Consider the following 13,388-nt stretch of genomic DNA (forward strand, 5'->3'; position numbering starts at 1 on the left):
GGCGACTGGCCCCAAGGATGGCGGAGACGCGCGGCCCTGTCAATTTCGCGGGCGCCCTTCAGGTCTTCAACCGCCGCAAACGGCGCATCACGCCCTGCACGGCCTTGTAAAGCCGCGGCTTGGAGCGCACGAAAAGCTCGGTCTTGCCGCGCAGCCTGATATAGGCGGTCGAGCCCCTGCCCTTCAGCGTCATCGGCTCGCACAATTCGGCCAGCACCGAACTCGCGGCGCCGATATGCTGCTTGTATCCCTGGCTGCCGACCGAAAGGTCGAAATAGCCGAGCCCTTGCCCCCGCCCCCATATCATAAGCTTGCCGATCGTGGTCAGGCCCGGCGAGACGTTGGGCACCGCCTCCTGGTCGATCCCGAGCAGCAGGGCGTGCAAGGTGCCCTTCATGACCAGCACGTAGATCACGGCGAGATAGGCTTGACCGACGCGCAGCCCGAACAGCCGCACCGAGCCGTCGGAAAGCCCCTGCAGGGCGGCATTGCGGTAGAAGTCGACGATCGGCGCCTGGGTCAGGAGGTCAAAGCGGCCGAGCTCGCGAAAGCGGTTGAGCCTGAGGTCCAGCAGCGTTCCGAACTGCTCCTCGATCATGTCAGGCGTCTCGGCTTCGACCAGTGCGAGGCCGCCGAGCTGTTCGAAGCGGCGGCAGTGCTTGTAGAAATGCTTGGTGAAGGACTTTTTGCAGATACGCTTGATCAGCGTTTCCGGCTCGCCATCCAGGACCAGGCCCGAGGCGATCTGGATGGAGTCGCGCGCCGCCGAAAGCAGCGCCAGCGGGTTGGCGACGCCGTGGATCTGTCGCGGGATTCCCGCCACGTGGATGCGGTCGGCCGGCGGCAGCACGGCGCGGACCGCGGCCCAGGCGGCGTCGGCGCTTTGCGTGGTCCAATGCCTGGCATCGGCCAGCAGCGGCGCCGAATAATCGCACACGCCGCAGCTCAGCCATTCGATCACATGGTGGCCGAGCGCCCGGCGCCGCATCAGCGGCAGCAGCATGACAGGCGCGCCCGTGGCGGCGTCGTTGACTTCGACGACGAGCAGATCGGCACTTTTGGGCATCAGCCGGCTGGCGATCCCTTCCACCCAGGCAAGGCCCTGGTGACCGGTGCACAGGCCGGTTTCCTCGAGGCGTTGCCAGAGCTGCCTTATGGTGTCGAAGCTGGTGTGCAGCCGCGCCGTATAGTGCGCGCCGACGTCAATGCCGGCTCTGATCGGAGAAACGGGTTGTACCGGTGCATCCGCCGCCGCGGCCGGCTGCACTGCCAGGCTTGCCACATGCTTCTCCTATCCGTTCTGGCCCGCCCCGGCATCAACCACGCAAGCGCCGCAAACCCCGCATCGTTCCCTGGACCGCTTTGAGCAGCCTTGGGTTGGAGCGCACGAACGCCTCGGCCCGCCTGCGGAACTCGATGGCGGCATTGGCCACACTGCCCCGCATCGTGAACCCATGGCGGAGTTCGACCAATACCGAACCCTTGGCGCCCATATGTTCCTTGTAGCTCTGGTTGCCGACGGAGAGGTCGAAATACCCAAAGCCCTGTTCGCGCGCCCAGCCGATCAACCTGCCCATGATTGCAAGCCCCGGCGAGACATTGGGCACGACGCCCTGGTCCATTGCTATCAGCAGAGCATGAACAGTCCCTTGATGAACCAGGAGATATTGAACCGCGATCAGAGCCTCGCCGACGAGCAGCCCGAAAAGCCGCACGGAACCGTCCAACAGGCCCTGAACGGCCGCGTTCCGGTAGAAATCGACGATCTTCTCCTGCGTCAGCAAATCGAAGCGGCCAAGCTCGCGAAAGCGGTCGAGCCGCATCCGCACCAGTTCACCGAAGATGCGCTCGAGCTCGGCCGGCGCGCCGGCCTCGACCAGCTCCACCCCGCCAAGCCGTTCGAGGCGACGCCAGTCCTTGCCGAATTCCTTGACGAAGGACGGCCTGCAAAGACGCTTGAGGACTGTTTGCGGGTCGCCGTCGATGGCGAGGCCGAACGTGGTCTGCATGGAATCGCGCGTGGCTGGCAGCAAGGCCAGCGGATTGGCGACGCCGTGGATCTGTCGCGGAATTCCCACGATGTGGACACGGTCCGACGGCGGCAGCGCCGAGCGCACCGCCGCCCACGCGGCCTGCGCGGATTGCCTGCTCCACGGGCTGGCATCGGCCAGCAGCGGCGCCGCATAATCGCAGACGCCACAGCTCAACCATTCCACCACCCAATGGTGGAACGCCCTGCGCCGCATCAGCGGCACAAGCATTCTGGGTTCGCCCGTCGCGGCGTCGCCCACCTCGACGATGAGGAGTTCAGCGCTTTCCGGCAGCAGCCGCGCGACGATCCCTTCGGCCCAGGCGAAATTCTGGTGGCCGGTGCACACGCCCTGCGCCTGCAGGCGCAGCCAGAGCGGCCTGACCGTCTCGAGGCTGGTGTGCAGTTTCGCCGTATAGGCGTCGTTGGCGGCGATGGCGGCGGGGTGCGGAACCTGCCCGCCGGGCAGGTCGGTCACCGCGGCAACTTGCAATGCCTGGCCTGACACGTCCCTCTCCTACCGTCTTACCGCGGCGAACGAAACCGCCCGCCGCCACGAACCCAGCCGGCTGTCGCGCTGCTGGTCCGGATGTTCGATGTTCCACATGCGGTGATGCACGAAATACCACGATGCCACGAGCACGAAGATCTCGGAGAGCGCGGAACCAGCCAGCGACCAGGGCGGAGACGCGACCGCCAGCAGGATCGCGATCAACGCCAGCCCGACGATGGCGCCGCCCAGGGTGATGAATGCGACGATGCGGAAGTCGCCCATGATCTCCAGCACGATGCGGGGCATGATGTAGAGCATGATGGGGATGAAATTCGCGATCACGAAAAGCCCGATGAACTCCACCGACGCATTCTGGAGAGCCTGCGATTTTATCATCGGCAGGACGAACAGGATGGCGCATCCATAGGCCACCGCGCCGAGCCCCATGACGAGGGCCCACAGCTTTGCCTGCGCCCAGACACGGCGCGTCTCGTTGTTGCGCATCAGCTTGGCGAGTTCCGGCTGCGTCATGTTCACGAAGGCAAGGCTGCTGATGCGCAGCGGCGCGAACAGCACGATCACCGCCGCCAGCGGCGCGTAGGCGGCCGGCCCGGCAATGCCGGCGACCAGCAGCGCCAGGCATTGGCCCTGGATGTTGGTGGTGGTGGCGCTGAATGCCGACCAGCAGAGCTGGGCCCAGAGCCTTGCATAGCGCCGCCGCGTCGGCATGCGGAAGCTGATGCGCATCGTGCGGCGCGCCAGCCGGACCAGGACGAAGATGCCGAACAGATTGGCCGCCGCGAGCGCGTAGAACACGGTCTGCAGCATGTCCCCGGCCATCGAGATCGCCAGGCCGGCCATGACGGTGCCGGCGATGGTGAAGGCGGCATCGCTGATGGAGACGATCACCTGTTGGCGGCGCGCGAAGAAGGCCGTGCGCATGTGGCTGCGCAGCGACCATGCACCGACGAAGCAACCGGCGGCAATTCCGCTGGGATCGCCCAAAAGACGCATCACCACCGCCGTGCCGACGGCCATCAGCAGCGCGACGACCAGCGCCGCCGTCCCGAAGGCCACGTCATAGGCGTTGACGCCGGCGCTGTTGGTGCTCTTGCCCATCCAGATCGAGGCAGGAACGGCGGTGAGCGACCTGATGTAGGACAGGCCGACGCCGCCCATCACCATGCCGATGGCGAACAGGCCATAGCCTTGCGCCGACAGCATGTGCAGCAGCGCGATGTTGAGGGCGAAGTGGAAGCCGCTCTGCATCGCCTCGCCGCCGATCATCAGCACCAGGCGCCGCACCAGATGGCCAGGCAGTTTCACGGCCGTGTCTCCGCCTGGCGCGCGGTTGCCGTCCGGCTCGGCTTGGCGATGGTTGCCTTCAGCTTGTCCGTGGCTATGGCCGCGATCGCCGCCGCCGCGACCGGCTCGCTGAAGACCGCCTCGTAGCGCGCCCGCCCGGCGGCGACAAAGGAGCGCCAGGCCTCGGGCCGCAGGATGATTTCCTCGAGTTTGCCGGCGAGCGCGGCGGCATCGCCGGGCGGAACATGCCAGCCGGTTTCGCCGTCCGCGACCACCTCGACCAGCCCGCCGATCGCCGACACCAGCGGCGGCCGGCCATAGGCCATCGCTTCGATGGCGACGCGGCCGAGCGATTCGGGACGCCGCGACGGCACTGTGACGATATCGGCCCAGCGATAATGCTCGGACGGGTCGGGAATGAAGGGCAGCACGCTGACGCGTCCGCTGAGCCCCATGCCGTCGACCAGTTCGGCCAGCGCGCGCTCGCGCTCGACGCTTTCGAAGGCGCCGCCGACCAGGCGCACCTCGACCCTCGACCTGAGGTCCGCCGGCAGCGAGGCGATCGCCTCCAGAAGCACTTCCTGGCCCTTGATCCTGTTGATGCGGCCAAGCAGCAGCACCTTGAGCGGACGCTTGCCGTCATAGGTCATCGCTTCGGCCGCCGGCGGGCCGGCAACGCCGTTATAGACCACATGGGAGCGCGCGGATCGGGGCTCGCCGAACGCGGCGCGGGTGGCGCGCGAGTTGAAGATGAGATCGGCACGGCTCCAGTGCATCAGGCCGACAAGGATCCTGCGCATGGCGCCTTCGGGAATTTCATGGATGTGCAGCACGGCCTTATCGGGCAGAAGGCGGGCGGCCAGCGCATAGTCGGCCACGATCGAGGTGTTGACATAGGTGAGGTCGCAATCCCTGAGCCGCCGCCAGGCCCTCAGCACCGCGACCGGCAGCCGCGCCATCTCGATGGTGGCAAGGCGCGCAATGGCCTGGCGCCTCAGCACCCAGAGCGGCTCGAAGACGATCCGGGCCGCATGCGGTTCGAGGATCTGCACGATCGGTCCGCCGCGCGGCAGGACCACTTCGATGTCGGCTGACGGAAACGCGGCGCGCAGCGCGGCCACGCTCTCCGCGAAGCTGCGGTCGGAGCCATAGAGTTCATAGCCCTGATGGATGCAGGCAATCCGCATCTTCACATGCATCTTTCTGTCAGGGGTGGTGTACGATTCCGCCGCCTGACGGCATCAGCGACAGGAAACTTCAAGTCCAACACCCCTTTGGACTCCACTGGTTGCCATGAAACGGATGAGATCCGGATCACCACTCCAATGCTGCACGCCCTCCGCCGATTCTGGCGCGCAGAAGTCCACGAGCAAGGATCGTGCCGGGCCTGGTTTGACCGTCTTCCGGCCGCCAGGTCCCGGCAATGCCTCGTTTCGATACATACGCATGGAAGGTTGACCGATAGTGAAACAACCCCGGCGGCCTGAAGAAATATTTTACAACCCCGGTGCGATAATGAGCGAACCCCGACTCTGGTATGGATATCGCCAGGCAGCGGTTTCGGGATTGGAACAGCCTCGCATTGCGGAATCGAGCGGATTGAAAGCGCCAGTAGCCATGAGACCGGAAACGCCCACCATCCTCATCCTTGGGACGCGCGGCATTCCCGCGGCCCATGGCGGCTTTGAGACCTTCGCCGAGAAGCTGGCGCTGTTTCTTGCCGGGCGCGGCTGGAAGGTCGGCGTCTACTGCCAGGAGGAGGTCGAGCGGGTCGACCGGAGGGTGCGCGTCGACACCTGGAAAGGCATCGATCTGATCCATGTCCAGGTCGCCTCGAAAGGCCCGCGCGCGACGCTGGAGTTCGACTGGCAATGCGTGCTCGACGCCGCCCGTCGGCCCGGCGTCTGCCTGGTGCTCGGCTATAATGGCGCTGTCTTCCTGACCTGGCTGAGGCTGATGCGGCGCAAGATCATCACCAACATGGACGGCATCGAGTGGCGCCGGCCCAAATGGGGTGTGGCGGCACGCACATGGTTCTGGCTCAACGAGTGGATAGGCGCCTGGGCCTCGCACCGTCTCGTCGCCGACCATCCGGTGATCGCGGATCACCTGGCAACGCGCCGGCCGCGCAACGCCATAGCCACCATCACCTATGGCGCCGACCCGGTGACAGCGGCGCCGGAGGCGCCGGTGCGCGCGCTCGGCCTCGAGCCCGGCAAATACCTGATCTCGATCGCGCGCATCGAGCCGGACAACAACATCCTGCCCATCGTCGAGGCCTTCTGCAGCCAGAAGCGCGACATGAAGCTGGTGGTTCTGGGCACGCTCTCCCCTGAAATTCCGTATCATGTCGCCGTCCGCGAGGCAGCCAACGCCTCGGTGGTGCTGCCCGGCGCCATTTACGACCAGGCGGCGGTGAAGGCGCTGCGTTTTCACGCGCGCGCCTATCTGCATGGCCACACCGTCGGCGGCACCAACCCGTCGCTGGTCGAGGCGCTGGCCGCCGGCAACATGGTGATCGCCCACGACAACCCCTACAACAGATGGACCGCGGGCGCGGCCGCCATCTATTTCACCGATGCGCGCAGCTGCGCCGAGCGGATGCGGCAGGCGATGGAGGATGACGCCCTGGTCAGGACCTGCGGCGCGGCCGCCAGGGCTCGCGCCAACGAAGTCTTCCGCTGGGACGATGTCCTGCTTGCCTATGAGACCGAAGCCTACCGGCTTCTGGGCGTGACCGCCGCCGGCGCCGTGCCGGTCGATCGCCCCTCGCCCGGCGCCGTATGACGGGTTGGTCGCGACGGCGGCTGCTGAGGACCGCGCTGTCGACGGCGCTGGTGCCCGCCACGGCGGCGCTTTCTTTCGCGCCACCCGCTTTGGCCGCCACTGGCGAATGGCGCTTTCGCCGCGGCGTCAATGCCTGGCCCTGGTTCGCGCTGACGCGTGAGTTTCCCGCGCCGCGCACCGACTATGCCTGGCCGCCCTTCCAGTCGCAGCGGCCGGTGCCGACACCGGACGATCTTCGCCGGCTGCGCCGGACCGGGCTCGATTTCATCCGCCTGCCGGTCGATCCCGGGCCGTTCCTCGCCGCCGACGCCGCCACGCGCGCGAAATTGCTGGCGATGCTGGACGATGCCGTCGCGGCCGCCCTCGATGCCGACCTCGGCATCATCGTCAACGTGCAGGCCAACGGCGCCACCCATTACTGGAATCCCGACCGCATGGTCTCCAGCACCGCCGCCCCCGAATTCGCAGCCTATCGCGCGCTGGTCGGCACGCTTGCCGGCAGGCTGCAGCGCTTCGCACAGGGCATGGTGGCGCTGGAACCGGTCAACGAGCCGCCGCAATCCTGCTCTTCCAATGCCTGGTCCAACGTCCAGGCGGCTCTTTTGACGGCTGCCAGGGCATCGACGTCGACCTTGCCGCTGGTCGTCACCGGCGGCTGCGGCTCGATGGTGAGCGGGCTCGCCGCGCTCGACCCGGAGCCGCTGGCGGCCTTCGAGCCGATCCTGTTCACCTTCCACTTCTACGAACCCTATCTGTTCAGCCACCAGGGCGCGCCCTGGATGCGCGAGCCCGTCTACCGTGCGCTGAACAACGTGCCATGGCCGGCTTCCGCCGGTTCGCTCGAACAGACGCTGGCCTCCGTCAGGGCGCGCATGGCTGATGACATCGAGACCTCCGAAGCGGACAAGCAGGCCGCCTATGCCGAAACCGAGCGCGTGCTCAGGGTCTATTTCGACGCCAGGCCCGACCGCTGGTTCATCGACAAATATATCGGCCAGGCGCGCGACTGGGCCGACAGCCACGGCATCGCGCCTGGCCGCGTCATCATCGGCGAATTCGGCGCGCTGCGCACCGACGCCCGCTACGTCGCCGCCCCCAACCCCGACCGTGCCCGCTATATCGCCGATGTCAGGCAGAGCGCCGAGGCATCAGGCTTCCCCTGGGCCTTCTGGGACCTCTTCGACGGTATGGGCATGATGGACGACACGACGCGCGCGCTCGACCCGGCGATGGTCGAGGCGCTTGGGTTGAGGATGCCGGGGTAGGTTGCCGTCCCACACGGGCAATCGTCGAGTTCCTTCACGCCCCCTCTGTCCTTCCGGACATCTCCCCCACGAGGGGGGAGATCGGAGGCACGTCCGCCTTCGCCAATCGCCTATGCTGCAAGAGAGAGCCAGCGCAGAAGCCGCCAATCTCCCCCCTCGTGGGGGAGATGCCCGGCAGGGCAGAGGGGGGCGCCGTAGAGCGCTACCCTTGCAACCGTTGTACTCCTCGCCCCATCGCCCTTGCCGGCCGGTACAGCACCAGCGCGATCACCACGAACTTGGTCATCAGCGTCGTCTTGGACGCCAGGCTTTCGGAGGTGTTGAGCAGGATCAGCCAGCCCAGCATCGTCAGCCAGATGCCGGGATGGCAGCGGCGCGCCACTTCGTGCATGAACAGTACGAAGCCCAAGAACAACAGCAGGGTGAAGAAGGCGCCCTGATAGAGCACCAGGCGGATGATCGGGTTCTCGATGCCCTGTTCGAGGCCGTTGATGCGGCGCAGGCTTTCGATGAGATCGATATCGGGCCCCACGATCAGGTCGCGCAGTTCGAAATGCTTGAACAGCTCGAACATTTCGACGCGGGCATTGGCGCTGCCGCTGTCCGACACGAAGCGTTCCAGCAGCGCGTCGAAGAAACCGTAAGAGAACAGCATGGCGAGCACGACCGGCAGCAGCGAGCAGAGCACGACCGCAAGGGCGGCACCCGGCAGGCTGATGCGTCCTCGCCGCAGATAAGCGACGCCACTGAAAAGCAGGTAGATGCCGCCGAGCGCGATCGTCGTCACCATCGCCGAGCGCCCGCCGAACACGACCAGCGCCGCGCATTGCAGGCCGATCAGCCCGAGCCGCATCGGCATGGACAGCGATCGCGAACCCGAAAGCAGCGCCAGCACGTAGATCGCGGTGATGGTCGCGTTGGACAGCGGATGGCCCTGAAGCGCCGTCGAGCGCAGGTCGTTCATGAACACCTCGCCGTCGAGCCGGTAGGGAAAGACCAGCGTCTTGGTGGCGAACTCGAACAGCGCCAGCAGCGCGTTCACGGTCATGACCGCGTGGACGACGGTCCGCATCCGGGCGAACGTCCTTTCGTCGTCCTCGGCCAGCATCATCACCAGCAGCGCCGGCGCCACGAAAGTGTCGATCATGCCGGCCATGCCGGGGCGCTGCCTGACGATGACGACGACCAGCAGCATGATCGACATGACGGCCAGCAGCGCGCTCGCCGGCCGCCTGTCGGCTATGGCCAGCGTGTAGCCGACCGGGTTGCCGAAGGTGCAGGCGCGCCAGGCAAACATCAGCACGAGCAGATAGGTCGAGGGATGGATCTTGGTCGCCGGATTGCCGGTCAGGCCGTCGTAATTGTAACCCACCAGCCACAGCATGCCGCCCGAGATGCTGAATAGCAACGCGACAACCGCGACTAGGCCGTAGCCGGTCACCCAGTCGAGGGAATTGCCGGCACGGGGCGCGGCCGCGACTTGACCCTGGCCGGCCCAGCCGGCTGGGGTGGCGGACCGGGCGGCACCCCGGATGGCAGCCATGTCAGGCCGCCTCGTCGACCAGCAAGGCGCCGGTCGGCAACCGCCCCATGACGGAAATGGCCTGCGAAGCCGCCGTGACATCGCGCATCGGCGTCGCGTTGAGCGTGGCGACAAGCACGATCTCGTCGACCATGGCAACCAGCGGCGAGGCGTTGAGATTGTCGGCCAGCGCGCCTCCGTCGACGATGACGAGTTCGAAATTGCGGCTCGCCTGGGCCAGCATGTGCTGCGTGAAATAGACGCCCTGCGCCTCGGAGAAGGCAGCCTTTGGCCGGCCCTTGCCCAGAACCGCGACGTTGCTGCCGGGCGCGTATTGGCTCAGCGCCTCGAAGGCATATTCGCCGCGCAGCACGTCGAGCAGGCCTGGCTGCGGCTCCTTTTGGCCGCCGGCATTGTTGGTGTCGATGAACAGGACGCGGCTGCCCCTGGCGGCCGCCGCGTTGGCCAGCAGGCGCGCCACCCGGCCCCGCTGCGCGGCGTCCTCAGGCGCCGACGTCAGCAGGACGGACGGCACCAGCGGCCAGTCCGGCGGGCGCCGGCTGGAAGAGAACAGGCGTCTCAGCGCCAGCCCGGCGACGGCGTCCATCTTCTGTCCGGCCGGCGTGGTGGTGCCGCCGAAAGGCCACCAGCGGCGGCGCGCCGATTTTGCCGGCAGCACGCCCACCACGGGCGCGTCGATGGCCGATTGCATCTGCGCGCTGGAAAGCACCGTCGGCGATGAATATTCCGCGATCAGCGCCAGGCCGGTACCCAGCCCCAGACCGCCGAAGAACGCGCCGAATACCAGCAGCAACAGCGGCGGCCAGCTCTTCTTCAGCGCCGGCATGGCGTCGGAGATGATGCGCGCATTGGTGCTGTCGACATTGACCTGCTCGCGCGTTTCCTGCGCCCGTTGCAGATAGGTTGCGTAAACGGAGCGCACCGCCTCGAGATCGCGCTGCAATTCGCGCAGCTTGACCGAGGCCTGGTCGGTGTCGAGCGACTTGCTCTTCATGCCCGCGACCTTGGCCTCCAGCGCCTGCTGGTTGGCCAGCGCCCGCTCATAGTCGGTTTCGGCGGCGGCGACGATGCGGCCGAGTTCGCGCGCGATGAGCTGGCGCGTGTCGCGTAGCTGCTGCTGGGCCGCCATCATCGAGGGATGGCGCGGCCCGAGTTCCGTGCCGAGCTGCGAAACCTGGTCGACAAGCGTCGCCTCCTGCGCCCGCAGGCTCGAAATCACCGCCGAGCGCATCGCCTCCGAGGTCGCGTCTGGTGCGCCGCCGGACCGGCGCAACTGGTCGACCTGCGCCTTCAGCGTCGCGGTGCGGCTTTGCGCCGCCGCGAGCTGCGTGTTGATCTCGGTCAGTTCCTGGTCGCTGACCAGATTGCCCGCGGCCATCACCATGTTGTTGGCGGACTTGTAGGCCTCGACCGCATTCTCGGCCCGCTGGACGCGCTTGCGCTGCTCTTCCAGCCGCGCGGTGATGGAGTCGGAAGCATCCGTGGCCATCTTGGCGCGCGCGCTCGCCTGGTCGGCGAGGTAGGCCTGCGCGATGGCATTGGCGAGCTTCGCCGCCTTGTCGGCGCTCTTGGCGGTGACGATCACGTCGAGGACCAGCACCTTGTCGGCCCGCTTGACCGCCAGCCGCCGGCGCAGCGCATCGAGTGTCTTGCCCGTCTTGTCGGTCTCGGCCGACCCCGAACCCAGCACGCCGCCGAGCAAATGGCTCAGCAATCCGCCCTGCCCGTTGAATTCGGGATCCTCGGTCAGGTTGGTTGCCGCGATAGCCCTGAGCAGCACGCCGCTCGACTGGACGACGGCAACCTGGCTTTCCACCATGGTGATGCCGCCATCAGGCGGAACCCGGCTCGGATTGACGTCGTTGGTGACCACCTGCAGGTCTTGCGGATCGACGATGATTTCCGCCACCGAGCTGTAGAGCGCCGGCGTGAACAGTCCATAGAGCAGCGCCCCAAGGGTCAGCAGCGCGGCGGTGGCGAGGATCAGGAAGCGGCGGCGCACCAATATGCGCTTCAGGTCACCCAGCTCGACGCTCGAGGATGGATAGGACGCGGCCGGTGGTGGCTCCGGCGCATATTGCATCACCTCCGGAGCGTGTTGTTGCGGCAACGAGAGCAGGGATGATTGCAAAGGTCGCTCCGACAACACTCCGTGTGCCCCAAAAGATTACATTGCGGCTTCAGCCTAGCTATTACTCCAACTGTTAAAACACTGTTAATTATGTTGGGAGCTCTTCTGATTTCTGGCACGGAGTTTGCGTAGCAAAGACACGGGCCGTGTTGACAGGGCGCAAGCGAGCGGGAAACGAATGGAAATGGAGCGCCACCTTTCTCCAGTCCGACCGTTGCCCATCTCTCGTGCCCAAAAATCGAACACCGGCCAGCTTACCGACCATCAGAACTCTAGGGGTGCGACATGCAGGTGAGCCTGCGCCTGGACAGCGACTGCCTCCGTGCTTTCCACCTGCTGCTGCTGCGGCGCCTGGCGGCGCTCGCCAATGTCGAGGTCAGCGTCGACGCACGCCCGCGCGGAAGCGGCGTCCCAGGCAGCATAGCCGCGCTGTTCCAGCTTGAAACGGTCATCCATGGCTTGCCCGCCGATGGGCTGGCCAAGCGCCTGCCGCTGTCGGCCCTGGCACCTTATCAAACGCGGCCGCCGACCTTGCCGGACCTCGTGCTCGACCTGTGCGGCGACGCGCGGCAGGAGGCAACGCGCGTCTGGCGTGTGACCTATGACGGCGCCGCCGGCGAAGCCGCCCTTTTGGCGTCGATCCTCGATGGCCGGACGCCGCTGGCCCGCATCGAGGAGAACGGCGCCGTCGTCGCCGAAGGGCGGCTCGGAACCGAATATGGCGGCATCGCGCTTGCCGCCTTCCAGGACATGCTGGCGCGCACCGCGAGCCTGATCCTGGCGGCGGTGACGGGGGCTGCACGCGGCGCCCTGCCCGTCCTGCCCGAGCCGGCGGACGGCAGGCCCGCGCCGTCGCTGCCCTCGGCCGGCAAGCTCGGCGTCAGGGCGGGCAAGGCGCTGGCGCGGCGCATCGTCCAGAAGATCTACCATCTCTGCTACAACGCCCCGCACTGGAAGGTCGGCTGGCGCGAGACGGGCGGCCGGGACCTGTTCGACCTGCGCGCCCATCCGGCATCGGGCTGGCAAGAGCTGCCCGACGACGGCAGCCGCTTCTACGCCGATCCGTTCCCGATCCTTTACCAGGGACAGGTAACCCTGTTCGTCGAGGATTATATCCACCGTCTGGGCCGCGCCATCATCTCGGCGGTGCCGTTCGGCCCGTCGGGGCCGATCGGCCGTCCGGAGCCGGTGCTCGACCTGCCCTACCACCTGTCCTACCCCTTCGTCTTCGAGCGTGATGGCGAGGTCTGGATGGTGCCCGAAAGCTGCGCCAACCGCACGGTCGATCTCTACCGCGCCACCGCCTTCCCCGGTGGATGGGTGAAGGAGGCGACGCTGCTGTCCGATATCGTCGCCAGCGACGCCACCCTGGTCGAGCATGGCGGCATGTGGTGGCTGTTCGCCACCGTCCGGGACGGTGAAGGCACCGCCCGGGACGGTGGCGGCGCGTTCTCCGATGAACTGCATCTATGGTCGGCGCCGGACTTTCGCGGTCCCTGGACGCCGCATCCCAAAAATCCGGTGCTGATCGACATCGCCTCGGCGCGGCCGGCCGGACGCATGGTGGAACGCGATGGCCAGTTGCTGCGCCCGGTGCAGGACTGCCGCAGGAGCTACGGCGGCGCCCTTGGCATCGCACGCCTCACTCACCTTGATTTGAACGGCATGGACCAGCTTGTCGAGACCATCTTAACTCCTGGCGCGCTATGGAGTGGACGCAAGCTGCACACGCTCAACGAGGCGGGCGGCCTGGAATTCATCGATGGCTCGGCGATCGCGCCGCGCTGGAAACAGAAGAGGCGGCCGTAGTTAACCTAAACGTTTGTTGCTACCAG

At 66.7% G+C, this 13,388-nt stretch carries 9 protein-coding genes; 3 read left to right on the plus strand and 6 right to left on the minus strand.

Annotation, left to right across the window (positions count from 1 at the left end; all coding sequences use genetic code 11):
* Window positions 1-58: 58 nt before the first annotated feature.
* From EN851_RS32365 to EN851_RS32380, 4 genes are read right to left on the minus strand one after another with little or no spacing between them, the layout of a single operon-like run.
* Entirely contained in the window at window positions 59-1,282 is a 1,224-nt protein-coding gene (locus EN851_RS32365) for a GNAT family N-acetyltransferase (RefSeq protein WP_135930868.1), read from the minus strand.
* Window positions 1,283-1,316: 34 nt separating this feature from the next.
* On the minus strand, window positions 1,317-2,537 hold the full coding sequence (locus tag EN851_RS32370; protein ID WP_127870235.1) for a GNAT family N-acetyltransferase: 1,221 nt from the start codon (window positions 2,535-2,537) through the stop codon (window positions 1,317-1,319).
* 9 nt (window positions 2,538-2,546) lie between these two features.
* Entirely contained in the window at window positions 2,547-3,848 is a 1,302-nt protein-coding gene (locus EN851_RS32375) for a hypothetical protein (protein ID WP_167531329.1), read from the minus strand.
* A complete protein-coding gene (locus EN851_RS32380) occupies window positions 3,845-5,014 on the minus strand; it encodes a glycosyltransferase family 4 protein (protein WP_135930918.1) in 1,170 nt (389 codons plus the stop codon). Before EN851_RS32380 ends, EN851_RS32375 begins: the two co-directional genes overlap by 4 nt.
* Before the next feature lie 430 nt (window positions 5,015-5,444).
* Between EN851_RS32380 and EN851_RS32385 the strand changes: the two genes are divergently transcribed.
* Both EN851_RS32385 and EN851_RS32390 read left to right on the plus strand, forming a co-directional pair.
* Window positions 5,445-6,614, plus strand: coding sequence for a DUF1972 domain-containing protein (locus EN851_RS32385; RefSeq protein WP_135930869.1), 1,170 nt, complete (start codon window positions 5,445-5,447; stop codon window positions 6,612-6,614).
* Window positions 6,611-7,879 carry a cellulase family glycosylhydrolase gene (locus tag EN851_RS32390; RefSeq protein WP_135930870.1) on the plus strand — a complete coding sequence of 423 codons (1,269 nt, stop codon included), beginning with the start codon at window positions 6,611-6,613 and terminating at the stop codon, window positions 7,877-7,879. Before EN851_RS32385 ends, EN851_RS32390 begins: the two co-directional genes overlap by 4 nt.
* Before the next feature lie 202 nt (window positions 7,880-8,081).
* Here the strand turns inward: EN851_RS32390 and EN851_RS32400 are convergent, their stop codons facing one another.
* Both EN851_RS32400 and EN851_RS32405 read right to left on the minus strand, forming a co-directional pair.
* On the minus strand, window positions 8,082-9,422 hold the full coding sequence (locus tag EN851_RS32400) for a VpsF family polysaccharide biosynthesis protein (RefSeq protein ID WP_135930871.1): 1,341 nt from the start codon (window positions 9,420-9,422) through the stop codon (window positions 8,082-8,084).
* Window position 9,423: 1 nt separating this feature from the next.
* Entirely contained in the window at window positions 9,424-11,553 is a 2,130-nt protein-coding gene (locus tag EN851_RS32405) for a Wzz/FepE/Etk N-terminal domain-containing protein (RefSeq protein ID WP_135930872.1), read from the minus strand.
* A 285-nt stretch (window positions 11,554-11,838) separates the two neighbouring features.
* Here EN851_RS32405 and EN851_RS32410 point away from each other — a divergent pair, with 285 nt between their 5' ends.
* Window positions 11,839-13,362: a formyl transferase gene (locus EN851_RS32410; RefSeq protein WP_135930873.1), complete on the plus strand. Its 1,524-nt coding sequence runs from the start codon at window positions 11,839-11,841 to the stop codon at window positions 13,360-13,362.
* Window positions 13,363-13,388 lie beyond the last annotated feature (26 nt).

The sequence above is a fragment of the Mesorhizobium sp. M8A.F.Ca.ET.208.01.1.1 genome (genome assembly GCF_004791315.1).
Classification (GTDB): domain Bacteria; phylum Pseudomonadota; class Alphaproteobacteria; order Rhizobiales; family Rhizobiaceae; genus Mesorhizobium.

Excerpts from the sequence above, each read along its gene's own strand:
- EN851_RS32380 (WP_135930918.1), bottom strand. The coding sequence starts at position 5,014 with ATGCGGATTGCCTGCATCCATCAGGGCTATGAACTCTATGGCTCCGAC.
- EN851_RS32385 (WP_135930869.1), top strand. The coding sequence starts at position 5,445 with ATGAGACCGGAAACGCCCACCATCCTCATCCTTGGGACGCGCGGCATT.
- EN851_RS32390 (WP_135930870.1), top strand. The coding sequence starts at position 6,611 with ATGACGGGTTGGTCGCGACGGCGGCTGCTGAGGACCGCGCTGTCGACG.
- EN851_RS32400 (WP_135930871.1), bottom strand. The coding sequence starts at position 9,422 with ATGGCTGCCATCCGGGGTGCCGCCCGGTCCGCCACCCCAGCCGGCTGG.
- EN851_RS32410 (WP_135930873.1), top strand. The coding sequence starts at position 11,839 with ATGCAGGTGAGCCTGCGCCTGGACAGCGACTGCCTCCGTGCTTTCCAC.